29 protein-coding genes and 1 pseudogene are annotated in these 25,248 nt (G+C 62.7%); 4 read left to right on the top strand and 26 right to left on the bottom strand.

The annotated features are described in order from the left end of the window. Positions 1 to 78 precede the first annotated feature (78 nt). From AKG12_RS03105 to AKG12_RS03050, 12 genes are all read right to left on the bottom strand, one after another. Positions 79 to 1,479: an ATP-binding protein gene (locus AKG12_RS03105; protein WP_046798674.1), complete on the bottom strand. Its 1,401-nt coding sequence runs from the start codon at positions 1,477 to 1,479 to the stop codon at positions 79 to 81. After that, positions 1,469 to 2,140, bottom strand: a complete 672-nt coding sequence (locus AKG12_RS03100) for a response regulator transcription factor (protein ID WP_003509815.1) — start codon at positions 2,138 to 2,140, stop codon at positions 1,469 to 1,471. Before AKG12_RS03100 ends, AKG12_RS03105 begins: the two co-directional genes overlap by 11 nt. A gap of 91 nt (positions 2,141 to 2,231) precedes the next feature. Next, positions 2,232 to 2,486, bottom strand: a complete 255-nt coding sequence (locus AKG12_RS03095) for a hypothetical protein (protein ID WP_003497070.1) — start codon at positions 2,484 to 2,486, stop codon at positions 2,232 to 2,234. Between the two features lie 136 nt (positions 2,487 to 2,622). Beyond that, positions 2,623 to 2,829 (bottom strand): hypothetical protein, encoded by a 207-nt coding sequence (locus AKG12_RS03090; protein WP_046798673.1) that lies wholly within the window; start codon positions 2,827 to 2,829, stop codon positions 2,623 to 2,625. 34 nt (positions 2,830 to 2,863) lie between these two features. Beyond that, positions 2,864 to 6,664 (bottom strand): baseplate multidomain protein megatron, encoded by a 3,801-nt coding sequence (locus AKG12_RS03085; protein WP_052817630.1) that lies wholly within the window; start codon positions 6,662 to 6,664, stop codon positions 2,864 to 2,866. Positions 6,665 to 6,681: 17 nt separating this feature from the next. Further along, entirely contained in the window at positions 6,682 to 7,116 is a 435-nt protein-coding gene (locus tag AKG12_RS03080) for a C40 family peptidase (RefSeq protein WP_052817629.1), read from the bottom strand. Beyond that, the gene (locus AKG12_RS03075) at positions 7,113 to 7,997 is read right to left on the bottom strand and encodes a phage/gene transfer agent baseplate hub protein (RefSeq protein WP_052817627.1); all 885 of its coding nucleotides are present in this window, start codon (positions 7,995 to 7,997) and stop codon (positions 7,113 to 7,115) included. Before AKG12_RS03075 ends, AKG12_RS03080 begins: the two co-directional genes overlap by 4 nt. Next, positions 7,994 to 8,632 (bottom strand): TIGR02217 family protein, encoded by a 639-nt coding sequence (locus tag AKG12_RS03070; protein ID WP_052817625.1) that lies wholly within the window; start codon positions 8,630 to 8,632, stop codon positions 7,994 to 7,996. Before AKG12_RS03070 ends, AKG12_RS03075 begins: the two co-directional genes overlap by 4 nt. A gap of 44 nt (positions 8,633 to 8,676) precedes the next feature. Continuing rightward, positions 8,677 to 9,258, bottom strand: a complete 582-nt coding sequence (locus AKG12_RS03065; protein ID WP_052817623.1) for a phage tail tape measure protein — start codon at positions 9,256 to 9,258, stop codon at positions 8,677 to 8,679. A gap of 100 nt (positions 9,259 to 9,358) precedes the next feature. Further along, positions 9,359 to 9,571, bottom strand: a complete 213-nt coding sequence (locus tag AKG12_RS03060) for a rcc01693 family protein (RefSeq protein ID WP_046798666.1) — start codon at positions 9,569 to 9,571, stop codon at positions 9,359 to 9,361. Continuing rightward, complete coding sequence (locus AKG12_RS03055) at positions 9,568 to 9,927, bottom strand: gene transfer agent family protein (protein WP_052817621.1); 360 nt, start codon at positions 9,925 to 9,927, stop codon at positions 9,568 to 9,570. Before AKG12_RS03055 ends, AKG12_RS03060 begins: the two co-directional genes overlap by 4 nt. Beyond that, complete coding sequence (locus tag AKG12_RS03050) at positions 9,927 to 10,334, bottom strand: phage major tail protein, TP901-1 family (protein ID WP_052817619.1); 408 nt, start codon at positions 10,332 to 10,334, stop codon at positions 9,927 to 9,929. Before AKG12_RS03050 ends, AKG12_RS03055 begins: the two co-directional genes overlap by 1 nt. A gap of 94 nt (positions 10,335 to 10,428) precedes the next feature. On the opposite strand from AKG12_RS03050, the gene AKG12_RS03045 reads away from it, so the two are divergent. Continuing rightward, positions 10,429 to 11,628 carry an MFS transporter gene (locus AKG12_RS03045; RefSeq protein WP_052817617.1) on the top strand — a complete coding sequence of 400 codons (1,200 nt, stop codon included), beginning with the start codon at positions 10,429 to 10,431 and terminating at the stop codon, positions 11,626 to 11,628. Between the two features lie 7 nt (positions 11,629 to 11,635). Here the strand turns inward: AKG12_RS03045 and AKG12_RS03040 are convergent, their stop codons facing one another. From AKG12_RS03040 to AKG12_RS31265, 12 genes and pseudogenes are all read right to left on the bottom strand, one after another. Next, a complete protein-coding gene (locus AKG12_RS03040; RefSeq protein WP_052817615.1) occupies positions 11,636 to 12,031 on the bottom strand; it encodes a DUF3168 domain-containing protein in 396 nt (131 codons plus the stop codon). Further along, positions 12,028 to 12,363 (bottom strand): phage head closure protein, encoded by a 336-nt coding sequence (locus AKG12_RS03035; RefSeq protein ID WP_052817614.1) that lies wholly within the window; start codon positions 12,361 to 12,363, stop codon positions 12,028 to 12,030. The genes AKG12_RS03040 and AKG12_RS03035 overlap by 4 nt, the downstream gene beginning before the upstream one ends. A gap of 3 nt (positions 12,364 to 12,366) precedes the next feature. Continuing rightward, a complete protein-coding gene (locus AKG12_RS03030) occupies positions 12,367 to 12,936 on the bottom strand; it encodes a head-tail connector protein (protein ID WP_052817612.1) in 570 nt (189 codons plus the stop codon). A 100-nt stretch (positions 12,937 to 13,036) separates the two neighbouring features. Then, positions 13,037 to 14,305: a phage major capsid protein gene (locus AKG12_RS03025; RefSeq protein WP_052817610.1), complete on the bottom strand. Its 1,269-nt coding sequence runs from the start codon at positions 14,303 to 14,305 to the stop codon at positions 13,037 to 13,039. 36 nt (positions 14,306 to 14,341) lie between these two features. Beyond that, complete coding sequence (locus tag AKG12_RS03020; protein WP_052817609.1) at positions 14,342 to 14,914, bottom strand: HK97 family phage prohead protease; 573 nt, start codon at positions 14,912 to 14,914, stop codon at positions 14,342 to 14,344. Between the two features lie 29 nt (positions 14,915 to 14,943). Then, positions 14,944 to 15,264: a DUF6107 family protein gene (locus AKG12_RS03015; RefSeq protein WP_052817607.1), complete on the bottom strand. Its 321-nt coding sequence runs from the start codon at positions 15,262 to 15,264 to the stop codon at positions 14,944 to 14,946. A gap of 195 nt (positions 15,265 to 15,459) precedes the next feature. Beyond that, positions 15,460 to 16,626, bottom strand: coding sequence for a phage portal protein (locus AKG12_RS03010; protein ID WP_052817605.1), 1,167 nt, complete (start codon positions 16,624 to 16,626; stop codon positions 15,460 to 15,462). Between the two features lie 267 nt (positions 16,627 to 16,893). Beyond that, positions 16,894 to 17,202, bottom strand: a complete 309-nt coding sequence (locus AKG12_RS03005) for a Dabb family protein (protein WP_052817911.1) — start codon at positions 17,200 to 17,202, stop codon at positions 16,894 to 16,896. 57 nt (positions 17,203 to 17,259) lie between these two features. Then, positions 17,260 to 17,581 (bottom strand): annotated as a pseudogene (locus AKG12_RS03000) (hypothetical protein). A 538-nt stretch (positions 17,582 to 18,119) separates the two neighbouring features. Continuing rightward, positions 18,120 to 19,379 (bottom strand): DNA-packaging protein, encoded by a 1,260-nt coding sequence (locus AKG12_RS02995; RefSeq protein WP_052817602.1) that lies wholly within the window; start codon positions 19,377 to 19,379, stop codon positions 18,120 to 18,122. Further along, positions 19,376 to 19,903 (bottom strand): hypothetical protein, encoded by a 528-nt coding sequence (locus tag AKG12_RS02990; protein WP_052817910.1) that lies wholly within the window; start codon positions 19,901 to 19,903, stop codon positions 19,376 to 19,378. The genes AKG12_RS02995 and AKG12_RS02990 overlap by 4 nt, the downstream gene beginning before the upstream one ends. Before the next feature lie 257 nt (positions 19,904 to 20,160). Next, positions 20,161 to 20,250, bottom strand: coding sequence for a hypothetical protein (locus tag AKG12_RS31265; protein WP_502688803.1), 90 nt, complete (start codon positions 20,248 to 20,250; stop codon positions 20,161 to 20,163). Between the two features lie 65 nt (positions 20,251 to 20,315). Between AKG12_RS31265 and AKG12_RS02985 the strand changes: the two genes are divergently transcribed. Beyond that, positions 20,316 to 21,956: an alpha/beta hydrolase gene (locus tag AKG12_RS02985; protein WP_052817908.1), complete on the top strand. Its 1,641-nt coding sequence runs from the start codon at positions 20,316 to 20,318 to the stop codon at positions 21,954 to 21,956. Between the two features lie 27 nt (positions 21,957 to 21,983). Here AKG12_RS02985 and AKG12_RS02980 read toward each other — a convergent pair whose 3' ends face one another. After that, positions 21,984 to 22,823: an SDR family oxidoreductase gene (locus AKG12_RS02980; protein ID WP_052817600.1), complete on the bottom strand. Its 840-nt coding sequence runs from the start codon at positions 22,821 to 22,823 to the stop codon at positions 21,984 to 21,986. Between the two features lie 142 nt (positions 22,824 to 22,965). On the opposite strand from AKG12_RS02980, the gene AKG12_RS02975 reads away from it, so the two are divergent. Then, positions 22,966 to 23,334 carry a winged helix-turn-helix transcriptional regulator gene (locus AKG12_RS02975; protein ID WP_052817898.1) on the top strand — a complete coding sequence of 123 codons (369 nt, stop codon included), beginning with the start codon at positions 22,966 to 22,968 and terminating at the stop codon, positions 23,332 to 23,334. A 232-nt stretch (positions 23,335 to 23,566) separates the two neighbouring features. Here the strand turns inward: AKG12_RS02975 and AKG12_RS02970 are convergent, their stop codons facing one another. Beyond that, a complete protein-coding gene (locus AKG12_RS02970; RefSeq protein ID WP_052817598.1) occupies positions 23,567 to 23,998 on the bottom strand; it encodes an Lrp/AsnC family transcriptional regulator in 432 nt (143 codons plus the stop codon). 147 nt (positions 23,999 to 24,145) lie between these two features. On the opposite strand from AKG12_RS02970, the gene AKG12_RS02965 reads away from it, so the two are divergent. Next, complete coding sequence (locus AKG12_RS02965) at positions 24,146 to 25,246, top strand: saccharopine dehydrogenase family protein (RefSeq protein ID WP_046798649.1); 1,101 nt, start codon at positions 24,146 to 24,148, stop codon at positions 25,244 to 25,246. Positions 25,247 to 25,248 lie beyond the last annotated feature (2 nt).

The following is a 25,248-nucleotide window of genomic DNA, read 5'->3' as shown; positions in this document are numbered from 1 at the left end:
CGGACGGAAAACCGGGATCCACTTTTCCTGGAAATGCTCTAATATGGCACCATTGAATTTCTTGCCTTTTTTCTTGCCTCACGCAAGCTCTTTCGAAAGGCCCGGCAAAATCAGATCGGCTTTCAGCCCGCCGATGGCGCTGCGCGACAGCGAAAAGCGGCCATGGTACTCTGACACCACCTCGGAAACGATCGACAAGCCGAGCCCGGTGCCCGGACGGCTCTCATCAAGCCTGCGGCCACGCTTCATCGCCTCGCTGATCTGTTCCGGCTCCAGCCCCGGCCCGTCATCCTCAACCGTCAGCTCCACCCATGAACGGCGGCCGATTTCGGCATCGGAGGAAGGGTGCGTGCCGGTGGCAAGCGTGACGACCACTCTGGTCTGCGCAAAACGTGCGGCATTTTCCAGAAGGTTGCCGACGACCTCTTCCAGATCCTGCTGCTCCATGCCGAGTACCGCGCCCGGTTGCTCGAAATTCAGCACGAACTGTTTTTCGGGGTTCAGGCGGCGCATCACACGCACCAGCCGTTCCAGCGCCGGTTCGGCTTCCACGCGAGCAAGGATCGAGCCGCGCTGGGCGGCGATGCGGGCGCGGGAAAGGTAGGATTGCACCTGCGCCTGCATGGCGTCGGCCTGCGCACGCACCAGATCGCCATGCTGCGGCTCCAACGTGCGGGCCTCGTTCAAAAGAACGGCAATCGGTGTTTTCAGCGAATGCGCGAGATTGCCGACCTGCATGCGGGCACGCTCCACAAGCCGGCGGTTGCTGTCGATCAGCGCATTGACTTCATTGGCCAGCGGCTGGATTTCACGCGGGAATTCACCTTCGAGGCTCTCTGCCTCCCCGCCTCTTATCTTGCCGAGCGCGACGCGGGCCTGATCGAGCGGCCGCAGACTGTAGAGAATGGCAAGGCCGTTGACGACGAGACTGCCGACACCAAAGACGGCCAGCGCCAGATAGAGGCTGTTGGAGAAATCGCGCACATCGTCTTCCACGACGTTCAGATTGCCGGAAACGCGGAAACGCGCCGCCCGCCCCTCACCGTCAAGCACCACTTCCGTTTCCGCCACGCGCACCTTGTTGCCGGCCTCGTCCGTGACGGCATAAAAGCGCTCGTATCTGTTGTCGAAGGGTGCGTCGAGAATGCTCGGCACCGGCAGCGTCGACACGCCGAGCGAGGAAGAAACCAGCGGCGCGGTCTGGAAATTGCCGAGTGGCTCGACAACCCAGTACCAGCCGGTATCGGGCTGCGAAAACCGGAGATCGCCGAGCTGCGGGCTGCCGGCCAGCGTATTCTCGTTGGAAATCGTCACGGAGTTGATGACGTTATAAAGCTGGGCCCGCAGAAGGTCGGTGAAGCTGCGCTCCACCCCCTGCCGGTAAAGCGTCGAAATCACGACGGCGATCACCACCAGCGCCAGAGCCGACCAGGCAGACGCGAGCAAAAGAACGCGGGCGGTGAGAGAATTACTTCGCATCTGCCGGCGCTTGCATCCGGTAACCGAGACCACGGATCGTCTCGATCAGATCAACCCCGAGCTTCTTGCGCAAACGTCCGACAAACACCTCGATCGTGTTGGAATCGCGGTCGAAATCCTGATCGTACATATGTTCGACCAGTTCCGTGCGCGAGACGACCTCGCCCATGTGATGCATGAGATAGGACAGCAGGCGGAACTCGTGCGAGGTGAGCTTCAGCGTCGTGCCGTTGACAGTCGCCTTGGAGGATTTGGTGTCGAGCCTGACCGGACCGCAGACCAGTTCGGAGGAAGCGTGGCCGGCGGCGCGGCGGATGAGCGCGCGCACGCGGGCAAGCACTTCTTCCACATGGAAAGGCTTCGTGACGTAATCGTCGGCGCCGGCATCGATGCCTGCTACCTTGTCGCTCCAGCGATCGCGGGCGGTGAGGATGAGCACAGGCATGGCCTTGCCGGCCGCACGCCATTTTTCAACGACAGTGATACCATCCAGCTGCGGCAGGCCGATATCGAGGACGATGGCGTCATAGGGTTCGGTATCGCCGAGATAATGCCCTTCCTCGCCGTCAAATGCCTGATCGACAACATAACCGGCCTCTTTCAGCGCATCGGTCAGCTGACGATTGAGATTGGCATCATCCTCAACCACGAGAATACGCATTGTCCGCCCTTTCCTGTGTCCCGGCCCGCCTGCGTTCCGGTCATGCTAAGTGTCTCGGTTTGTTTTCCGATATTTCGGCGATGCGGGCAAGCTACATCGGCACGCGCATCGTTACCTTGCGCGGTCGCTCACCATTGCCCTGGACGAGAACGGTGACGACACAGGACTGACCGTCACCGGAAGGATAGACCGAAAGAAGCTGGCCACCGGTTTCGCGCACAACGCGGGCGACGGCTGCGCCGCAATCGCTGGCGGCCAGAATGTAGTGGCCCTGCAGATCAGCCTCGGGCGCCGTGAAACCGGAAAGCCCGGCTGCAAGCGTCGCGATGATGAGAGGTGATGCCATTCTACAAACTTCCAAAAACCGGGTGCGTCTCGAACCTTATTGTGACCGAATATGTAGCGCAAAGCGTCTGAATGGCAAATGAATGCTACCCCCGCCGCCAGGAGCTGCGGCGGGGGCTCTGCTGCTGCGGTTATCGTCAGCGGATGGCGCGGGTTGCCGAAAGACGGCCATAAAGTGCGATCAGGCCGCCAATTCCGCCCGCAACCGTTACCAGCCCTTCGGCCAGCTCGCCGTGCAGGCCGGCCGGCAGATCGAGGCCGGCAATGCTGAAAAGCGGCGCAAAAACCGCAATCAGCGCCCCCCAGATCGTGCGTGATTGATACCATGCCTTGGTGCTGTCCATTCTCTCATCCTTTTCGTTGTTTTTCAGGCAGTTGTCAGAGCGGGAGAAAGGCTTGCGCCGCCACTCCCAGAGGCACCGCGCGGCCGAGCTGGCGGACACGCACGGAAATGTGATCCCGCAGGACCGGGAAATCTGTGCGTTCGGCCGCGACAGGGTAAAACCAAAGGGGTTCGGAGACCTCCGCCACTCGTTTGACGGCCTCGCCTTCCAGCACCTCGACACGATATCGCTCGAAAGGCTCGTCCAGCGGGATGTCGCTCGCATCCCAGCCATCGGCCTCCATCCGACCCCGGCGTTTCCATTGGACAAGAACGCCATCCTTTTTCCGCTCGCCGGAAAGATGCACAGGGGAAAGCGGCATCTGCGCCCGCAATCCACCCTCGAAGGCGAAAGGCCCGGCCGAAGCGCCCGCCTTTCCTGCCGCCTCGACGATCCAGTTCAACCGCCGCCCACGCTCGCTCGCGGCAAGGCCGAGTGGCTGTACCGCCGCGTCCAGCATCACCGCCGGTGCGCCTGCGGGCGCGCTGGCAGCCGACCCATCTTCCGTGCCCGCCAGCCCGCGCAGGAGGACGGAGAGCCGCCAGCGCTTGGGCGCAATTTCTTCGGCCTTTGCGAAAGCGACGATCTCCCAGACGCCGTTTGCGGCCTTGATTGCGATGCGGTTCTCGCCGTTCAGCACCGACAGTTCGTTTGCCGAGCCGAGCCCACCGAAAGGCAGGTCGATCAGGACGGTATTCTTCCGGTCGAAACGGCCCGAGGGGCCGGGCAAGAGCGGCATCGCCAGTGCCCCGATCATGGCCGGCTGATCGAGCACGGCGCGTTGCCGATAACCTTCCGTGCCCGAGGATGCGGAAACGACGATTGGCCGCCATGGCTTTGCGAAGGCTGCGATCCGCGCCGAACGCTCCGGCGCGACTCCATCATGGTACGGCAGGTCGAGAAACAGCACTTCCGGGGCAAAACCCTCAGCACCGCTTGCACTGCCGGCGCGCCGCTCATCCACCACGCCGGCAAAAGCCGAAACAGCTGCGGAAAAGGCGCGTGCCTCCACCTGCCGCACCGCGCCATCCTCGATGCGGCTGACCAGAAACCGGCCTGGCGGAGCCTGCGGAAAGATGTTCTCCGGCAGGCGGATGCAATCGCCGGGTTCGAGGGTTATATCGGCCGGCGGCAAGGCAAAACGCACGGTGCGCCGCGCCTGACGGTTGTCTCGCAGCACCGCTTCGACGGCGACTTGCGCCGTTTCCGCCGGCAAGGCGGCGTTGAGGTCGAGCCGCATCACCCGGCTGCCGGCATTGTCGATGCGGCGGGACCGCGCGCTCGCCTGTTCGTAGTCCAGCGTCGGATTGAACGAGGTCAGCACGGCTTCAGCGGCGAAATCGCTGTCATGACCGCGATTTTCCGACCAGAGCGGCTCGTCATCGAGATCGGCAAGCACGGAAATATCTCTGACGGGCAAAACTGCCGTATTGCGTGAACGGAAGCGCAGGGTGCCGCCGTCCTCCGCCACATCCAGCTGAAACGCCGCCATCAGCGGCTCCAGCAGGTTGCGGGCCGAGGTCACGTCGCCCTGCACGTACCCGGTCATGTCGCCGCTGACGGCGGAGACGTCGAAAGCGGAAAAGCCGTGATCGGTGAGGATGGCGGCGATGGTATCGGCAAGCGTCGCCGTTCCCAGCCGGCCATTCAACCAGTGGCCGGTGCGCCAGTTGCCGCCATCACTCCACACAGCGCCATTCTGCGGAAAGGCGGGAAAGGGTCGCGCATCCCAGGTCCAGAGATAGACCCGGTTTTTATCCACCATCGCCGCATCGCCTTGATCCCAATGGTCGAGATGCGCTTCCAGAAACCGCCGCTGCTGGCTGTCTGCCCGGTTCCGGCGGGAGAAATAGGGAAAGGCGTTTTCCACCGATTTTGGATCGGGAAAGACATTCGGGCGCGCAGCACTCTTGTCCACCGCCGGGCAGCCGAGTTCGGTGAACCAGATCGGCTTCGAGCCGGGCACCCATGCGGTGGGCGTCGATTTCTCCACACCCCGCACCCGGTCGTAATGGAGGTTTTCCCACCAGTTCCCGATGTCCTTGTAGCGAAAGACCCATGGCTTTTTGCTCAGCCCGTCGGTGATGGGCGTGCGTCGCCGCGCTGCGCGGTCGGCATCGCTGGCATAATACCAGTCGAAACCCTCACCCGCCGTGATGGCGCGGCGGAAGGCGCTGGCATCATCAGCACCGGCCATGCCATCCGGATTGCCGTTTGCGACGTCCTCGTCGCGCCAGTCGGAGAGCGGCATGTAGTTGTCGATGCCGATGGCGTCGATATCATGGCTCGCCCAGAGCGGATCGAGATGGAAAAACACATCACCCGAGCCATCCGCCGGCTGATGGCCGAAATATTCGCTCCAGTCCGCCGCATAGGTCAGCTTCACCGCCGGTCCCATGACGGCGCGTACATCGCCCGCCAGCCGCACCAGTTCCTCGACAAAGGGGAAGGCATCGTTCTCATCGCGCAGGCGCGTCAGACCACGCAGCTCGGAGCCGATCAGGAAAGCATCCACCCCGCCCGCCTTGGCTGTCAGGGCCGCATAATGCAGCACCATGCGGCGGTAACCCTCTTCGCGGTGGCAAAACCGCTCAACCTCCCTGCGCGCCGCAGCATTGCGGTCGGGAGAGCCGGGCCTGCCGGGTGCCGGAAAACAGGTGATGCGCCCGCGCCAGCCATAAGCGTCCTGTTCGCCCTTGCCATAGGGATCCGGCAGACCATTGCCGGCGGGCACATCCATCATCACGAAGGGATAAAGGCAAACCTTCAATCCACGAGACTTGAGGTCGGCTATCGCCTGCAGCACGCTTTCATCATCAGGCGTGCCGCCATAGGCCGGGCCGCCGCCATGAGGGCTGACCGGATGCGCCTCACCGCGCGAAAGGCCGCCAACCGACCATGGCGCCGTTTCGCCATCGCGGGCCGCCACTTCCACGCCGGGCAGAATGCGGCATTCGCCCGCCCGCATATCCGTGCCGAACCAGCTCACCACCAGCGCCACGCTTTGCAGATTGGGGCAAAGCGCCTGCAATTCGTCGATGGCCGCCTGCCAGTCCGTGGCTGCGGTCAAGCCGTTGCGGTTCATGATGCGGCTTTGCCCCATGCCGGTGCGCTCGGAAACCGGCACCGTTGCGTAACAATGTTCGGTTGCCCCAGGAATGACGGTGATGGCGCGGATCGATTTTTCCAGCCGCCCGACCGGCCGCACCACCTCGAACTGCATCAGCGGAATACGATTGCCATAGCCGTCGAGCGGCAGGCGCTCGAACACCACATAGGCCAGCCCGCGAAAGGCCGGGGCATTGCCGCTCCCCTGTTTTGCCTCGATCAGCGGATCAGGCAATTGCGTTTCGCTGCCGGGATAAAAGCGCATCTCGATGCCGGTGAGATCAACTTCGCGTCCATCGGCCCAGATGCGCCGCACCATGGCCGCCTCGCCTTCGCAAAGGCCAATGGCGAGATTGGCGAAATAACGATAGGTCTCAACCTTCGGGCCGCGATTGCCCTTGCCGCCGCGCCGCTCCACCTCGATGCTTTCTTCAAACCGCGTCGCCCAGATCAGCGTGCCGCCGATCCTCGCCGTGCCGTAAAGCCGGTTGACCGCCGCCCCTTCGTCCGCGCCCGGAATACGCGCCGTCGAAAGCCGTGCGCCCGAGACGGTACGCCCGCTGGACAGCAATGCGCGGTCGACGGCATTGCCCGCCAGTGCACCCGCCGCCTGGCCAATGATGGCGCCCACGGGGCCGAAAATACCGCCGAGCGCCGCACCCGCCGCCTGAAAAACTATGGTCGCCATGGTCGCCTCGAGACGTTTCAGAGATCGGGAAAACGGAAGGTGCCGGCGATGCGCCGTTTCCAGCCCGGCACCAGCGCGGAACACACCACCGCCGCCTGTTCATAGGCATGGATGAAATGCTGAGGCCCGGCGAGGATGCCGAGATGTTTCGCCGGCGCATCGGCCCGCCAGCGAAACAGCAGCAGGTCGCCCGGCTGCGCCTGTTCCATGCCCGGCAGCGGAACAAAGTGGCGCTTTGCCGCGCCCATCAGCCGGTCTTCACCGGCGCGCTCGGCCCAATCAGGCGCATAGGGCGGCAGCAATTCCGGCTCCGCGCCGTAAAGTTCACGCCAGATGCCACGGACGAGGCCGAGGCAATCGCAGCCGACATCCTTTAACGAGGCCTGATGCCGGTAGGGCGTGCCGATCCAGCCCTGCGCCACCGCCAGCACTTTTCCTCCGGTGTCATTCATGGAAACAGTGCCGTTCCATCATGGGTCTGGCCGCCGCTCGCGTAAGAATAGGCGAAATCCGCCCCCGGCAGGTGCGGAAAGCCCCTGAAATTCAGGTGATTGGCGAATTTTGCCCTGCACGTGGCGAAACTCTTGTCGCAGCCGGCGGTGATGGAAAAGCCGTCTCCCGGCAATGGCATCCGTTCCGGCGAAAGCCAGAAGGACAGAAGCGTACCGCCGTCGCGCCGCGCGTGGACGTCGAGATCAAAACCTTTGCCGGCGAGTGTACCGCTTTGAAACCGCAACTTTCCCCGACTGAAAAAACCGTCAGTGAAAGCGTCAAGCCCCAAGACCAGCAGATTGCCCGCCGCATCCACCGCCGCCACGCTGCCATTGCCGGTAAACCGCGAAAGATTGACGCCGCAGCGCCGGTCACCAAGTGCGGCATCGCAACCCCGCCCATAAACCCGGCCCTGCGGCTGGCCGAGGCGATGGGCAAGGCTGCGCAGTTCGGCGCGAAACGCCCCGCCGGCCCGCATCACTTCGCCGATTTCGCGGATGGACAGCAGCACATGCTCATCCGGCACCTGCCAGTTGACGAGAAAAAGCTCCACTCTCGCGCCATCGAAACGGCCTGTGGCGAGATCATCTTCCGAAATCGCCTCGCTGGAAAAACCGCCGGCCACCTCGCCGGTGCTCGCGCCCAGCCCGGTTTCGCTGTCGCTGTCGCTCGCCCCGAAACCGCTGGCGGCCAGATAGGCCGTTCCGGCAAAGGAGAGCGTCTCGTCGTGGTCGGTAAAGCCGATCACGACGCCATCCTTCAGTGTCACCTTCCAGCAATGGCAGGTGGTGGTGGCATCGCCCAGCAGATGCGTGGCAAAGGCGGGAGGAACGGTCTTCATGGCAGGATTTCCATCAATGGAATGGAGGGAATGCGGCCCGCCTCGAAGGCGGTGAGATTGACGTCGATGCGATCGATCGCAAAGCGCACCGGGACGTCGAATTCGAAACCAGCACGAATCGCCGCACCGGCAGATGGAAGCTTGCCGGCGCGAAACGTCACCGTGCCAGCTACATGATCCACCGACACATCCGATGGCGGAACACGCACCCCCTCGACCGAAACGAGGACAGACCCTTCGACCGGCTTTTCCACCCGCCTGATGAAGGCGCCGCCGGCATCGGCATAGGTTTTCACCAGCTGAAACTGCGCCGTCGCGCCGTCACCACTGCCGATCCTCTGATCTGTGGCGGCAGGCGTCCCGCCTGGCGGGCAGGATTTGCAATCGACGGGGTCACGAAAGCGGAAACCATAAAGCTCACCGCGCCGCGCCTCAAAAAAGGCGAGCACCTCGTAAAGATCGGCCACCGAACGGATGCCGGACCCGGCGTCATAAGCGCGCCGCGCATTCTTCCAGCGCTGGTTGCGGCTCTCCCGGCCATTGGAAAGATTGACGATATCGGTCCGCCGCACCGGCCCACCGCTCACACCGAGCGCCAGCCTCAGCGGAAACCGCACTTCATGAAATGCCGCCATGTCGTTGTTCCACGAATCTTTTTGCTGTGTTGAAAGGTGGATGGTCACAAACCGCGCTGGCCGCGCCCGACGCTGCGCGCCAGCATGGCGGCGATCTGGCCTTCGCTTTTTCTAAAACTCACCGCATCGGTGGCCGTCACGTTGAAGACGATCTGCGCACCGCCACCGCCCGCCGGAGCCGCCACGCCCAGCGCGCCGTCCGAACCACGCTTCAGCGGCAGGATCGCCTCCGCTCCCGCCTCACCCATCAGGCCGAGCCCACCGCCCATCGGAAAAAAGGCAGGGCTGGACACCACGCCGCCATCGGCAAAAGGCGTGATGCTGCGCCCCGGCACCCCGCCATCGGCAAAGGCAAACAAGGAGCCGCCACCGTTCAAAAGCCCGCCAACCGCATTGCCGATCACATTCTCCAGCGGCTTCAAACCGGCCGAAAGCGCCATGCCGGACAGGCGTTCGCCGAGCCCGCGCAACACATCATCCAGCCCCTTGCCACCCATCGTGGCCGCCTGCAGGGCGCTGGTCAAAGCCGCCCCGAACCGCTCGGAGCGCTTTTCTAGATCGCCCATCACATCAGCAAGCGCCTCAGCCTCCTCGCGGTTCTCCGCAATCGATCTTTCGCCTGCCATCGCGCTTGCCTTTCTGATTCAAATCGGAACGATAGGTTTTTGAATTGTCTGGCCGTTTTCACAAAAAAAAGCCCCGCTTCCGCAACGAGACAAGTCCACCTCACCCGTCCGGAAACAGCCGCATCATCGCCTCCATCGCCTGACGATCGGGGCTGCGGGAGATGGCGCGTGCGCCACCCGTCATCGCGAAAAACTCCCTTGGTGTCAGCCGCCAGAAGGTTTCAGAAGAAAGCCGCAGCAGGCAGAAGCCGGCATGAATGACCGCCTCCCAGGGAAAAGGGCGCGGTCTCGCTTCGCCTGCTGCGGCGCTCAAGGGTCCGGCTGTGTTTCTCCTTTCGGGCCGCCGAAGGTGGCGGTCAGAAGATCGGCGACCATCGCGGCATGGCCGGCAATGCCACCCTCGGCGGTCGCCATCGCCACGTCCTCATCGGAAAACGTGTTGCCGGCGCCACGCAGCCCCGCACCGATGACCCGGATCATGTCGGCGGCCTTCATGCGCCCGGTCGCGAAGCGTTCAGCGAGTGCGGTCAGATCATCAGCCTGAAAGGCAGTTTCCAGTTCGGCGAGAGCGCCCAGCGTCAGGCAGAGAATGCGCCTTTCGCCGTCGATCAGCGCCTCGATCTCGCCGCGATGGCGGTTCGCCCGCCCATAACGTAAACCCTGCGGCATCACAGCGCTCCGAATGTGAGAGAACCGGCAGATTCCAGCGCGATCTCAAATTGCACCTCGCCATCATGGCGGCCGGAATATTCAAGCGCGACGATCTGGAACGGTCCGGTTACGGTACCAAAATCGGGGATGACGATCTGCCAGCCCGGAATGGCGCCGGTGAAAAACGCACTGCGTACCAGCGCGTCACTCCCTCCGTCCTTGAAGATGCCGGAGGCCGTCAGCGACGCCCGCTGCACGCCGGCGCCGCCCAGAAGCTCGCGCCAGCGCCCGGCGCTTTCGCCATCGGTTATGTCCACGGCCTGCGCGTTGAAGGCCAGCCGCTTTGTTCTCAGTCCTGCCACGGTCACATAGGAACCGGCATTGTTGATCTTCAGCAGCAGGTCCTTGCCCTTCTGCGCCACCATGGGTGTTCTCCTTATGGTTTGGATTGATGTTGCCGGGTCGCAATCGGCCTGATACCAATTATTTCCTCCGCATCTCGCACCCGCGATTTTCATCATGTCCGAAGCCGCCCCCTTCCCGTCCCGCGCGCGCCTTATCGGCGTGCTTGCGGTTGGGCAGATCATCAGCTGGGGCAGCGGGTTCGACATGCTGGCCGTGCTCGGCCCACGGATTGGACGCGATCTCGCCATCGCCAACGAGGTGGTTTTCGCCGGCCTCACCGTGATGATGACAATCAGCGCGCTCTGCGGCCCGCTTCTGGGAAGAACGCTGGTGCGCCACGGCGCGGCACCCGTGCTCGTGGCGGGTTCATTGCTGTTTGCCGCCGGTTTTGCCGTGCTCGCCTTTGCGGGCGGTGTGGCGAGCTATCTGCTCGGCTGGGCCGTGATCGGTTTTGCCGCCACCTGTGGTTTGACGACGGCGGCCCATGCCGCGGTGGTGGAGCGTGTCGGTGCAGAAAGCGGCCGGTTGCTGACGCTGCTGATGCTGTTTACCGGGCTTTCGGCAGCGGTTTTCCTGCCGGTCACCGCGCTTGCCGACCAGCATCTCGGCTGGCGCGGCACGCTTGTCGCCTATGCCTGTCTACAGCTCCTGGTGCTTCTGCCTCTCTATGTCTTCGTTCTTCCCGGGCGGCCGGCCCGCAAGGCCACGGGTTCGCGGGAGGTGGCCGGGGCTTTGCCCCCGCCCGTCGATACACGCCGCGCCTTCGTGCTTCTGGCCGCGATGACAACGATCAGCGCGTTTACGACCTTTGGCCTGTCACCGCTCCTGCCATTGCTGCTGGTGCAGGCGGGGGCAACGCAATCGCTGGCCGTGCAGCTGGCATCAGCGCGCAGCGTGCTTGCGATCACCGCGCGCGGACTGGATTTCCTGCTTGGCAAACACGGCAACCCGTTCGTCACCGCCATGATCGGCTTCTGTCTGCTGCTCCTGTCGCTCATGCTGTTGCTGGCCTTTGCGCCGGCCATGCCGGCTTTCATCGGCTTCATCGTATTCTTCGGTTTTGGCGCAGGCGTACTCACCGTCAGCCGGGCCGTGTTGCCGCTGGCGGTGTTCTCGCCGGAAGAGTACGGCCTTCAGGCCGCGCGTATCTCCCTGCCGCAAAACCTTGCCATCGCCTTTGCGCCTGTTATCTTCACGCTGGCGCTGGATCGCGGCGGGGTCTCGGCCATGCTGACCATCGCCTCCGTGCTGATCGGCATTTCGTTTGTGCTGCTGATCGTACTTTGGAAAACCATGCGCAGGCAGGCTTCCTGAAACGGCGCTATTCCGTTACCGCGCGGAAACGCATGTCCGCGATGAAATTCCGCGACTTCGGTTCGCGCCGCGAGCGGCAGGAGCGCAGTTGCAGGTTGACCAGCGAGACATTGGCGAGCGGAAGGGCGGCATCATCGAGCAGGGTTTTCACCCTTTCAGCGATTTCGCCCGCCTGTTTACGGCCCGCGGCATCGCTGCAGATTTCCAGCGACAGGAAATGCTCCTCGGCTTTTTCCGTCGCGGTGGAATAATCCCGGCTTTCAAGTTCGCCGATGACGATGCAGGGCATAAGCGCGCGCGGCAAAAGCCGGTCGACGATGCCGCCCGATGTCAGCGCCATGAGCACCGCATCGCCCGTCAACCTTGCAAAAACCGCCTTCAGAAGTGCGTTTGCAGCGCTCACGGACTTTCCTCCTCGCAGCGGCAGACGATGAAGCGGCGGGTCTCGTCCGGATCCATCACCGTGCGGATGCCCAAAATGCGCCGGCCCTTGCGAAAGCGCATGCCGGCCGCGATATCGCTGCGCCAGGTGAGCCAGACGCGGTGGGTGATCGTCACGCCCTCGGCCGAGGCCCGCTCATGGGACGCCTCCGAAACCGGTTCGATCGCCGCCCAGAGCGAGCGCAGGACATCCCAGCTTTCCAGCGCACCGCCCTGCCCGTCTGGCGCATCGGTCCGCATTTCCAGCTCCAGCCGCGCCGTCAGCTTGCCGGGATCGAGAAAAACGAGGTTCATGGCTCAAAGCCCCATGCGGCAGAAGGGCGAAACCAGCCGCTCGTAACCGGCCGGAACCGCTGCCGGCTGATTTTCCAGGGCGACGGCGCCGCGAAAGGCAAACATCTGGGCCACATGCATCAGCATTGCGCGTTTCAGCGTATCCGGCACATCCGTCCCGGCCTCGCCGTAGCCGGCGATGAAGTCGATCTCGATACCGTTCATCACCCGTCCGGGGGCCGGCGGATCGCGCAGCCACAGCCTTGCCGGACGGGCTGCGCCATCCAGCAATTTATCAGCGGCGGTGATATTGGTCTCGCGCCCGTCACTGCCAAAAACCAGAATCGTTTCGATGGTTTGCACCGGTCCCTTGCCAATCAGAATCACACCCGTCTGCGGCCATCGGTCGAGATAAAGCCGCCATGTCTGGCGCAGCAGGCAAAGGCCGGTCACCCGCTCCAGATGCTCGCGGGCGGTGCGGATGAGCGCGGCAAGAAGCACATCTTCGTCGCCGTTATCGAGGCGCAGATGCGCCTTGACCTCGGCAAGCGTCAACGGCTCCGCCTGCGGCGGATGAATGAGGGCATAGGTCATGGGATCTCCGGGATGACGCAATTGCGGGCTGGATGAGCGAGCGGGTGCAACAAGTTTCTTCTCCCTATGGGGGAGAAGAAACGAGCGGCACCGTCGAGGGTCAATTCACCCCGAATTTCACCAGCTTGATCGCCTCGAAATTCTGTACGCCGCCGCCCACGCGCTTGGTGGTGTAGAACAGCACATAGGGTTTGGCCGAATAGGGATCGCGCAGGATGCGCACACCGGTACGATCGACGACGAGATAACCGGAGCGGAAATCGCCAAAGGCGATGGCGAAGCTGTTGGCCGCGACATTCGGCATGTCTTCCGCCTCCGTCACCGGAAAGCCCATCAGTGATGCGGGCTGGCCGGCGGCGGCGGGCGGGTGCCACAGGTAAGCGCCGGTCGTATCCTTGAAGCGGCGCAGCGTCGATTGCGTCTTGCGGTTCATCAGGAACGCGCCGTTCTGGCGGTGGCCCGCCTTCAGGCCATAGATGGCATCGAGCAGCACATCCATCGGCCCTGCGGAAGCGAAACCGGCCGAAACACCGGTTGCGACATAACCGATATTGCCCCAACTCCAGCTGTCATTGGCAACGGATGTATAGGAGAGAAAACCTTTCGGTTTGTTGACGCCGTCACCGGCAATGAAAGCGGCCGCCTCCTGTTCGGCAAAGGCGATATCCACCTCCGAGGCGATCCACGCTTCGACATCGACAGCCGCGTCATCCAGCAGCCCCTGGGTCGCGGCCGGCATGGCATAAAGTTCCATGGTCGGGAAAGAAAGCTCCGACAACTTGGGTGTCGCCGTTTCAGGACGGGCCGCGGTTTCGGAGACCCAGCCGGTGGCCAGTCCGCCAGCGGCGAAGGGTTTCTTCAGCACGGCCGTGGACACCTGCCGCACGGTGGCGAGCGCCCGGATCGGCGAAATCGCCGTCATGCGCCGACCAATCTCACCATCCGTCTCGGTCGGCAGGAGAAAGCCGCCATCCGTGCCGCTCGATCCCGCAAAGGCCTTGGCCTCCAGATCGCGCAGCGCACCCTCCTCACCCCGGCGGATATAGGCCTCGAAGGCAGCCTTATGTTCTTCGGCATCATGCGAGGGCGCATCCCTGCGGCCAAGCGCAGGCCGCGCCTTCTTGAGCGCCAGATCGTCCATGACCCTCCTGTTATCGTCGAGCGCCCTGTCGATACGGTCGAGCTTGTCGCGGGTCACGATATCCGCACCCATCTTGCGTTCGATGTCATTGAGCCGCTGGTCGTTGGTTTCGCGGAAAGCCTCGAAGGCCTCCATGAACTCGTCGAAGGCCGCCGTCATCGTGTCGGGCACGGCCTTTACCTGCGGAGCGATGCTCATCGTCGCCGCTTTCGTCATCTGGTCTGTCATGTCGCCATCCTTGTTTCGGAAATACGTGTCGGGAAGTCAGCGTTTGAAGGCGGTGTCGAACAGCGAGCGGGCGGCGCGGCGCATGCTGCGCGCCAGTTCGGTCTCGCGGTCACGGAAGAAGCGGGCATGTTTGACGTCGGACACCCGCGCCGAAGGCAGCATCGGAAAGGTCACGACCGAGATTTCCCAGAGATCGGCTTCCAGAATGCGTCGCACACCGGAGCGTTCGGCCTTGCCCGAGCGAACGGTGCGGAAACCGATCGACAGCCCGTCCAGCGCGCCGGTCTTCATCAACGAATGCACCTCGCAGGAGCGGGCGACGCCGGGGGCCAGAACGCCCTCGACATAAAGCCCGCGCTCGTCCTCGCGGATGGTGCGCCAGGCGCCGATCGGCTCGGCCGGATCGTGCTGGTAGAGCATGCGGATACCGGCCGCTCCCCGTTCCTCGATGGAGCGGCGGAAAGCGCCGCGCTCGATCACGTCGCGGCCGAGATCGACCTCGCCGAAGACGCTGGCATAACCGGAAAACGTGCCGTCGCCGGCGATGCCGCGCAGTTCCAGACTGGCGAATTTGCGCGTGGCGGGGCGCGGCCCGCGATAGGCGTGCATGGGTAACTCCTGCGATTTAAAGAGAAATATCAGGCGCGCGGGCGTGTGCCGTAGCGGCTGGCCACCCGCACCATCACGCCCAGCCCCCACCAGGCCATCATGCTGGCGGCGGCGGAGCCCGCCACCATGATTTCCCGGCCGGAAAGCGCGCCGGCAATGTCGAGCTGCTGCACGATCCACAGGCCGATCGGCCCGCCGAAGATCATGCCGCAGGACACCCCGGTGATGAAACGGCTCGCGGCTTCACGTTTGCTTTTCGGCAGCAGATAGACAAGCGACACGCCGGCACCCGCGACGGCGCCGGTGATGCGGGCGGCCCAGATACCGGCCTCATTGGCGAATTCAGACATGGGTAATCATTCCGGTTTAGGATGTTGCTATCGGGCGAACGCACCGCGTCGCCTGCAGGCGCTGTTTGCGCGCCTGCGATGGGTGATTTCACGAATCTTCGGAAAAGCTTGGGCGGAACACCTCACAAAAAGAATCCGCCACTTCAGAAAATGGTTCAGCAGAAACAGACGGATGCGAGAGCGCGGTTTCCCCGCTCAGTAACCGACGGCTTCGCGTTTTTCCTCGTCGCTCAGAAACGAGGCCGTACCGATGCGGCTCCAGAGCGCATCCCGCTCGCCGGCAAGCCCGGCGATCTTGTCGAGGTCCGGTTCCAGACGCAGCCCCGCGCCGAAGACCGGCGTGAGCCAGCCGCACAGCCTTGCCGCCGTGCGGTTGACGAGCGGCAGTACGGTGAGGCGATAAAAGGCGCGGTTCGCCTCCTGGTAATTGGCATAGGTGTTGTCGCCGGGAATGCCGATCAGCATCGGCGGCACGCCAAGCGCCAGCGCGATATCGCGGGCAGCTCCGTTGCGCGCTTCCAGAAAATCCATGTCACGCGGTGAAAGGCCCATGGCCTTCCAGTCCAGCCCGCCTTCCAGAAGCAGCGGCCGGCCGGCATTCATCGCACCCTGATACCCTTCTTCCAGTTCGCGTTTCAGCCGTTCATATTGCTCGGTGGACAGATTGCCGCCTTCCTTCGGCTGATAGACCAGCGCGCCCGAAGGCCGGGCGGAATTGTCCAGCAGGCGCTTGTTCCACTGACTTGCGGCATTGTGCAGATCAAGCGCGGCGCCTGCGGAGGCCAGCGGCGCAAAACCCGCCCGGTCATCCAGCGGATGGAAAAGTTTCAGATGCAGCAGGCCCAGCCCGTCGCGCTCGGCGGCGATGCGCCGTGACGCGCGACCTTCGGCGCGATAATCATAAGCCACCGGCCAGCCATCCGCTCCCTCGACGATACTGACCCGATCCGGCCGCAGCAGATGCAATTCCCGCAAACGCCCGCCGACCGTCAGCGGTTCGACATAGGCGTTTCCCGCCAGCATCAGGTGGCCATAAAGCGCCTCGAAAAAATCCGGCCCGCCCATATGGACGGCCGGCTTTGTCAAGAGCGCCAGCAACGGATGATCGGCGATTTCCTCGCCGCCATCATAAAGCAGCCAGTTCACCGATGCAGCCGCTTCTGCCACCATGCGGGCGGCCCGGTGCGCCACGGGATTCTTCATGAAGCCTTCGCGGGCAAGCGCGGCATAGGAACGGCCCGACCAGAAGGCCTGTCCGCCCTGCACCGCCACCGCCATGAAGCCGCCCGCCGTCATTTTGCTTTCGGGCACGGCTCTGCCATCCGCCGGGCGCAGCCACGGCAGGGAAAAGGGAAATCGCATGGAATTGTCCTTGTTTTGATGGCGTGCGGCGGCGTGGCCTGCGGCGGCGCCCGTGTGGGGTTTTCACCGACGGGGTAGACCCTGAAATTTCTGACGGCGTCCTGAAAGCTCTTTCGTCATGCTCGGGCCTGTCCCGAGCATCTGCAACGTCTCGATTTTATTGGACGTGATCAGATCCTTGGGACAAGCCCAAGGATGACGTCGCGCGTGAGGCACCCTGTCCGCACAGCGGCAATATCTCGCGCCGACTTCCGCGAAAGGGGACGTTTACCGGATCGGCGCCTTCACCGCAGTGTTGCTATTGAAATCAGCGGCGACACGGGTTTCGCGTAGCGGCTTCACCGTGCGGGTCGAAAGATCATAGGCGGGGTCGGCCTTGTAGGCCGCCAGCGCCGCCTCGTTTTCAAACTCGCCGTAAACGATGAAATCGACCGAGTTGCCCCATTGGTCCTTCTTCACGTTCTCGCCGATTTCCAGCGTCAGCGCATGCGGGATCGCGGTGAGGCCGGAAAGCCCCTTGCGCACGGCGTCGCGGTTTTCCTCGGGAACGGTGAAAAAAACGATATGGCGGATCACGGTGTCACCTGTCATGCAGAATTCGAAGGCGGCCTTCTCGGCGCGCATAAGGGGTTATCACCTGACCCGCGCCGGTTCAATCCGCGCCGCGACAAGGGCGCGATGAAATGCGCGTGCGTGGCCAGCCCCAAGCCGCGCCCGGTCGCTGCCATTGATGATGGCGCGTACGCCCTCCCAGTCCTCCCGCTGCGCGCCGAAGAAATCGGCAAGTCGGCGGTCGGTGAAGCGGCCGGTGAAGCTGCCGGCGATCGCCTTGCGGCAGGGCCTTTCCGCATCCGGCAAGTATCGTCCTGGTCCCGGCAAGTTGCGCGGCACGCAGGCGGCCACCAAAGATCGAAACCCGCACCGACGCGAAGAATCGCGCCTCGTCATAGGCCATAGCCGGCTCCTGAAAATGATGGGCGATATGACACCCGGTTTTTCCACATGACGGCCGTCAGGACTAAATCGATTTGAAAAAACCTTAATCGATTTTAATCCGCAGGCCGCGGTTTTGGGGTAAAAAATTCCTTGAATTCCGGAACCTTGGCGCGCTAACTCCATTCACCGCGCAATCCAGCAGCGTTAACAATTCAAGGAGGAATGCCACCATGACAGCGACAATCCCCCAGACCGTTTATGACCGTCTCGAAAACGAGTGGCGCCAGATGCGCGAAACCGGCTCGCAGCCGAAACCGGCGCAATCTCCGAAGAAATAAGACTTGTTAGGCGCCCGAGTTGACGGTGCGTCGTTTTTCTTCTCCCCGCCGGGGAGAAGATGGCCCGAAGGGTCAGATGAGGGGTAACCTCTCCGAATATCTCTACCGTAGCCCCCTCATCCCGCTGCCGCGACCTTCTCCCCGACGGGGAGAAGAACGAAAGACGCGCCCATTTGCCCATCATACCCGTGACGCCGGAACGTAGGCCAACATCCCACCTCACATCCCCCGCACCCTCGGCTCATTCACCACCATCGTCGTCAGCGCCGTTATCGCCCAGACGAGTGCATCCAGCCTGTCGGGCGAACGACCGGATGACAGGCCATCCGGCCCGAAATCCGTCATCTGGTCTTCCAGCTTCTCGAACCGAGCAGCGTGGCGCACCCTGCCCTGCTCATAAAGGGCGGCTACCGGCTCGGCTCGGGTGAATTTTCCTCGGCTGGCCCGCACCAAAGTCAGAGGCAGGTTCGCGTCGACGCTCTGCAGCATCGCACGGACCATTTCTCCACCCTGATTGACCTCGGCCACCACCCGGTCGGCCTCGTGGCGGCGGAAGGCGGCGACCACGGCGCGCGCCCAGCCAGCCGGCGTTTCGCCTTCCACCGAACAATCCGCAAGCACCACCAGTTTGCCTGATATGCCAAGCCCCGTAACGACGATGCCGCAGCAGGAGTTTTCACCCGCACCAGCAGGCGGATCGACCGCCACCACGATCCGCGAAAGCGGCTCATGCGCCGCCTCGATAATCGCGTCCAGATCGGTACGTTTCCACAGCGCGCCTTCGCGCTCGTCGATCAGTTCACCGCCGATTTCCTGACGTCCCAGCCGTGTGCCGCCGTAACGGTCCTGCATGACCTGCAGGAAACCGGGAGACAGGTTCTGCGCATTCATGGCGGTCGGCATCCGCGCAACCCGGGTCGAAGGATCGGCCAGCAGCGCCTTCAACAGAGGAATAGGCCGTGGCGTCGTCGTCACCAGTTGCCGGGGCGCATCGCCTAGACGCAGGCCGAATTGCAGCATGTCCCAGGTTTCCTGCGGATATTTCCATTTTCCCAGCTCATCCGCCCAGGCCATGTGGAATTGCGGGCCGCGCAGGCTTTCGGGGTCTTCCGAGGAGAACACCTGCGCCATCGCACCGTTCGGCCACAGGAGCCTGCGGCGCGACACCTCGAAAGCGGGACGGCGGCGACGGGCGATACGGCAGATACCGGAAATGCCGTCGATCATCACCTCGCGGGCGTCACCCAGCGTTTCCGCAACCAGCGCAATGCGCAAATCCGATTGTTTGCCGGCGGAAGCAATGCCGTGCACCCACTCGGCACCGGCTCGCGTCTTGCCGGAACCGCGCCCGCCGATCAAAAGCCATGTCCGCCAGTCGCCCTCCGGCGGCTGCTGCGGCAGGTTACCGATGAAACGCCAGTCGCGCAAAAAGGCAAAGACCTGCTCCTGCGGGCGGGGATCGGATGAAGGCTGCTTCATGTATCAGCCTCCGCCAATGCGCCGGCGGCGACACCGGCCTCCAGCCTCGCACGGCATTTCTGTTCAGCCAGTTCGTCGATGCGTTTGAGGAAATGCGCCACTGCGGCTTCATAGTCCTCGACACCCGTTTCGTCCCCGGAGGCAAGCGCTTCCCTCTCTTCCGCCAGCACCCGTTGCAGGGCGTCGATGCGCTCCAGCGTGCGCACGATCAGCGAAAGCTGATCCGTCGCGGCCTTCACGTCGGCGCGGGCCTGTTTGCCGGGAGCGTCATCCGCAGCCCCCAACAGGGCCGCCTCGCTCGCCTGCCGCAGGGTGCGATACAGATGAAACTGATCACGCATCTCTTCCGTCATCTCGTTCAGCATCTGCCTTAGCTCGCCGTTACGCGCCGCATCCTCGGCAGCCAGCTTGTCGGCCCGCGACTTTGTCTCAGGCGCGGTATCCGGCATGTCGTCACCGACATAGGCAGGCCGCTCCGGCCACGCGCTGTAAAGCACCGGGTCGCAAGTGTCAGAATTCGTCATGGGATCGGCCTGCCGGATCAATAATAGTGCTTGCGAAGAGGCTACACTGGGCGAATACCACGCCCAACACTCCGACGTCATCCTCGGGCCTGTCCCGAGGATCTGCAACGTCTTGATTTTATTTACGTGTTTAGATCCTTGGGACAAGCCCAAGGATGACGCCGAATATGCAAAGAGGCTCGTCATCAAACCCGAACGCAACCCTTCGAACCGGCCTCTGCCGTCAGCCGCAAATCTCCGACCGTAGCCAAACACTATCAAACCACCGTCACGGTGTAAAGGATTATTTTCCTATTTTGGTGATTTTTATCCTGCCAACAGGATTTGCACCCTCGCCCGCCGCATATTACACTCCGCGCCAGGCAGTGAGCAGAAGGAACAGGTCAAGTTGGTGAAACAATGGGTTGGGCGGCTGTTTGCGGGTCTTTCGGCAACCGGCATCGTCTTCGGCACGGTCCTGTTCTGCGCTTCACTCACACCGTCGCTTTTGCCGCGCACATGGCTGATGCAGGGGGTTCTCTGCGGGTTTTCCTTTGCCATCGGTTATTTGATCGGTGTCGCCATGCACGCCGTCTGGGCCTATCTGGAACTGCCTGAACCCTCGCGACACAACGCGCGAGGCATTCGTTTTCTTATCGCGCTTGCCGCCGCCATCACGGCCATTGCGTTTTTGTGGCAGGCGAAGGACTGGCAGAATTCCATCCGCGTCCTGATGGAACTCGACCCGCTGCCCAGCGCCCATCCCACCAAGACCGGCGGTATCGCTGTACTGGTCGCCGCCATCCTGATTGGCGCCGGTCGGCTTTTCCAGCTAATCCGCCGGTTCTTTGCCGCGCGCAGCCGTCATTTCCTGCCGCGCCGGCTGGCCAATGTGCTTGGCATCGCTGCCGCCATCGTGCTGTCATGGATGCTGCTCAATGGCCTGATCTTCGATATCGGCCTGAAATTTGCCGATTCCTCGCTGAAACAGGTGGATTCGCTAATCGAGCCTGACGTGCCGCGGCCTTCCGACGCGCTTAAAACCGGCAGCAGCGCTTCGCTGATGACATGGGAATCGCTTGGCCGTCGTGGGCGCGAATTCGTGGCCGGCGGGCCGAAGGCGCAGGAAATCACCGCCTTCACCCATCGTCCGGCCAGCGAACCGCTGAGGGTCTATGCGGGGCTGAATTCGGCCTCGACCCCCGAAGAGCGCGCCGCCCTTGCGCTGGAGGAACTGAAGCGGGTCGGCGGTTTCGAGCGCAAGGTCCTGCTGGTGGTCATTCCCACCGGCACCGGCTGGATCGATCCGGAAGCGCTCGATACGGTCGAATATCTGCATGATGGCAATGTCGCGAGCGTGGCTGTGCAATATTCCTATCTGTCCAGCTGGATAGCGCTTCTGACCGAACCGGATTACGGCGTGGAAACGGCGCGCGCACTGTTCCAGGCGGTCTACGGCTACTGGACGACCTTGCCGAAAGAGACGCGGCCGAAGCTTTACCTGCATGGCTTGAGCCTCGGTTCGCTCAATTCGCAGAAATCCTCCGATCTCTACGATGTGCTCTCCGATCCGTTCCAGGGCGCGCTGTGGAGCGGCCCGCCCTTTTCCAGCCCCACATGGCGCATGGCCACCAATGGCCGGGTTGCGGGCACGCCGGAATGGCTGCCGCGTTTCCGCGATTCCTCCGTCATCCGTTTTGCCAACCAATATACCACCGCCCATATGCCCGATGCGACCTGGGGGCCGATGCGGATCGTCTATCTGCAATATGCGAGCGACCCGATCACCTTCTTCGAAACCGCTTCGCTCTACCGGCGTCCAGAGTGGATGGCACATCACGGGCCGGATGTTTCCACGTCCTTCCGCTGGTTCCCGGTGGTGACGCTGCTGCAGCTCGGTCTCGATGTCGCCGCCGCCACCACCGCGCCGATCGGTTACGGCCATGTCTATGCGCCGGAACATTATATCGATGCATGGACCGAGGTGACGGAGCCGCAGGGCTGGAACGCCGAGGAGATCCAGCGGCTGAAAATGTTCTTCAAGGCCCGCCGCGGCTCCACCGATCCGGCGTGAGCGCGACGGGCGTGTTGTTTGCCGGCATCAGCCCTTCAGCATATCCAAATGGTCGGCCACATAGGTTTCCAGCGAACGCGGTGCGTGGCCGGTCAGGGTCTCGACATCACCGGTCACCACCGCTGTCCAGCCTTCGCGCACGGGATAAAAGATCGAGGCGAGGAAAGAGGCGTAATCCTTCGGCACACCCGCACCGGTGAGGATGCCGATGAAGACCTCGTCCGAAACGGCAGCATAAGAAACCGGCTTGCCGATCGCCTGCGAAATCACTGCGGCGGCCTCGCCGTAACCGAAGGCCTTCGGCCCGGTCAGGTTGAAAGCCTTGCCATTAAAGGCGTCGGAGGTCAGCGCTGCGGCGGCACTGTCGGCGATATCGCGCACGTCGATAAAGCTCGACTTGCCCTCGCCGGCCGGCACGGCAATCTCACCGTGTTCAATGCCGGCCTTCCAGTAGCTGTGGAAATTATCGGCAAACCAGTTGGGGCGCAGGATGATGTATGGCGTACCGGAAGCGATGATCTTCAGTTCGATCTGGCGATAGGGAATGGAATCGTCGGCATCGACGCCAAGGACGCTGAGGAACACGATCTTCACCTTGCGCCGCGCGGCCTCCTCGACAACAGGCGTCAGCGCGTCGATGGCATCCAGACGCCCGCCCGCCAGGATCAGGAACAGCCGATCCACGCCGTCAAATGCATCGGCGTAGGTCGCCCGGTCGGTATAATCGAAGCGCACCCCTTGGGCGCCATCCGCCGCCTTGCCGCTGCGCGAGGCAGCCTTGACGCTTTCGCCCTTTGCCACGAGTGCCTTGACCAGCGGCGCGCCAATGGTGCCGGTGGAACCGACTACGAGTATCTTGCCTGTCATCTCAAATATCCCTAGTATCTAATGGAAACCATGTTTCGAAAACACAGGTACTGCGCTTTCGAAATCATGAAAAGAGAGCACTTTTCGGTTATCTGGTTTCCTTTCGGAAACCGGCATGGCCCTGAAACGACGGAACAAACCCATGGAACGTATCTATGACGTCTATGAAGACCGCTGCCCCACCCGCATGGTGCTGGACAGGATTGCCGACAAATGGGCGCTGCTGATCCTCGACAAGCTGCGGCGGGACCCCGTGCGCTTCAACCTGCTGCGACGCGAGATCAAGGGCATTTCGCAGAAGGTCCTATCGCAGACGCTGAAGAAGCTCGAGCGTGACGGGCTGATTTCCCGGCAGGCCTTTCCGACCGTGCCGGTAACTGTCGAATATTCACTGACGCCGCTGGGGCGGACACTGACCGACACGGTGGCGGCGCTCGCCCATTGGGCCGAGGGTAATATTGATGCGGTGATGGCGGCGCAGCGGGCTTATGATGAGAAGGTTGCGGCTTAGATGGCCTTCGCCCTCGCGTAGCGACAAAAGCATGGGAGAGACAAGCGCCTTTGCCGCTTCGTTTTGTAGAACATTGCTGCCGTCATACCGGCCTTGAGCCGGTATCCAGCCAGCCCAAGTCCTTGGGCTGAAAAGACTCTATTCGCCGCGCAGACGCGCTGCTGCTGGATGCCGGATCAAGTCCGGCATGACGGAAGTGGGTTTTGCGTACCTTACACTTCCCAAAACATCCCTACCGCGAAATCCGCGTCGACAGAATGATCGACGACAGCGTGCGCTCCACCCCGTCAAGCGCGCCGATGCGGTCGATCAACCGGTCGAGATCGAGGATCGAAGGGGCGGCCAGAATGGCAATCAGGTCAAATGTGCCGCTCACCGAATGCAGCGTCGTCACCTCCTTGATGGCGGCAAGCGCCGCCGTCACGCCGGGCAGAGCCTTGGGTGCGATAGTGATCAGCACATGTGCGCGCACCAGCCCGGAAAGATAGCTTTCCGAAAGCCTGAGGCCATAACCGGCAATCACGCCGTCGGCCTCCAGCCGCTCGATGCGCGCCTGCACGGTGGTGCGGGAAAGGCCGAGTTTGCGCGCCAGTTCCGCCACCGGCATGCGGGCATTTTCGGAAAGCAGGGCAAGCAGCGCCCGGTCCTTGTCGGCGATCGTCATAGTGATCAATCCTGTCGTCTAATTGTTCAATAATATACCGCCATCTGCACATAGTGAAGCTGCGAATCGTCAATAAAAGCTGGCATTCTGTCTTTGAGGCGCATTCGTTGCGCAAAGACATGCGAATTTACTGCGGGGAACAAAAACATGAAAAACATTGTCGTCATCGGCGCGGGCAATATCGGTTCAGCCATCGCCTGGATGCTGGCCGCCACGGGCGATTATCGCATCACGGTTGCCGACCGCTCGGCCGACCAGCTGGCCAACGTGCCTGACCATGAGCGGGTCGATACCGAAATCGTCGACATCGCCGATCGCCCGGCGCTGGAAGCACTGCTGAAGGGCAAATTCGCCGTGCTATCCGCCGCTCCCTTTCACCTGACGGCGGGTATTGCGGAGGCAGCGGTCACTGTGGGCACGCATTATCTCGATCTTACCGAAGACGTGGAGTCCACCCGCAAGGTCAAGGCCTTGGCGGAAACGGCTGAGACCGCGCTCATTCCGCAATGCGGCCTCGCGCCCGGCTTCATTTCCATTGTCGCCGCCGATCTCGCCGCCCGCTTCGACAAGCTGGACAGCGTGCGCATGCGTGTCGGCGCGCTGCCGCAATATCCGTCCAACGCGCTCAACTACAACCTCACCTGGAGCACGGACGGGCTGATCAACGAATATATCGAGCCCTGCGAAGCCATCGTCGAAGGCCGCCTCACCGCCGTTCCGGCGCTGGAAGAGCGCGAAGAGTTTTCGCTCGACGGCGTTACCTACGAGGCCTTCAACACCTCGGGCGGCCTCGGCACCTTGTGCGCCACGCTGGAAGGCAAGGTGCGGACGATGAATTACCGCACCATTCGTTACCCCGGCCATGTGGCGATCATGAAGGCGCTTTTGAACGACCTCAACCTGCGCAACCGCCGCGACGTGCTGAAAGACCTGTTCGAAAACGCCCTGCCGGGCACCATGCAGGATGTGGTCATCGTCTTCGTCACCGTCTGCGGCACCCGCAATGGCCGCTTCCTGCAGGAAACCTATGCCAACAAGGTCTATGCCGGCCCGGTTTCCGGCCGGATGATGAGCGCCATCCAGATCACCACCGCCGCCGGCATCTGCACGGTTCTCGACCTGCTGGCCGAAGGTGCCCTGCCGCAGAAGGGCTTCGTGCGGCAGGAAGAAGTGGCTCTGCCGAAATTCCTCGAAAACCGGTTCGGCCGGTATTATGGCTCGCATGAGCCGCTGGCCCGGGTGGGGTAAGG

The sequence above is a fragment of the Agrobacterium sp. SUL3 genome, from assembly GCF_001263295.1.
In the GTDB taxonomy this organism is placed as follows: Bacteria; Pseudomonadota; Alphaproteobacteria; order Rhizobiales; family Rhizobiaceae; genus Agrobacterium; species Agrobacterium tomkonis.
This window is presented reverse-complemented; position numbering and strand designations above follow the sequence as displayed.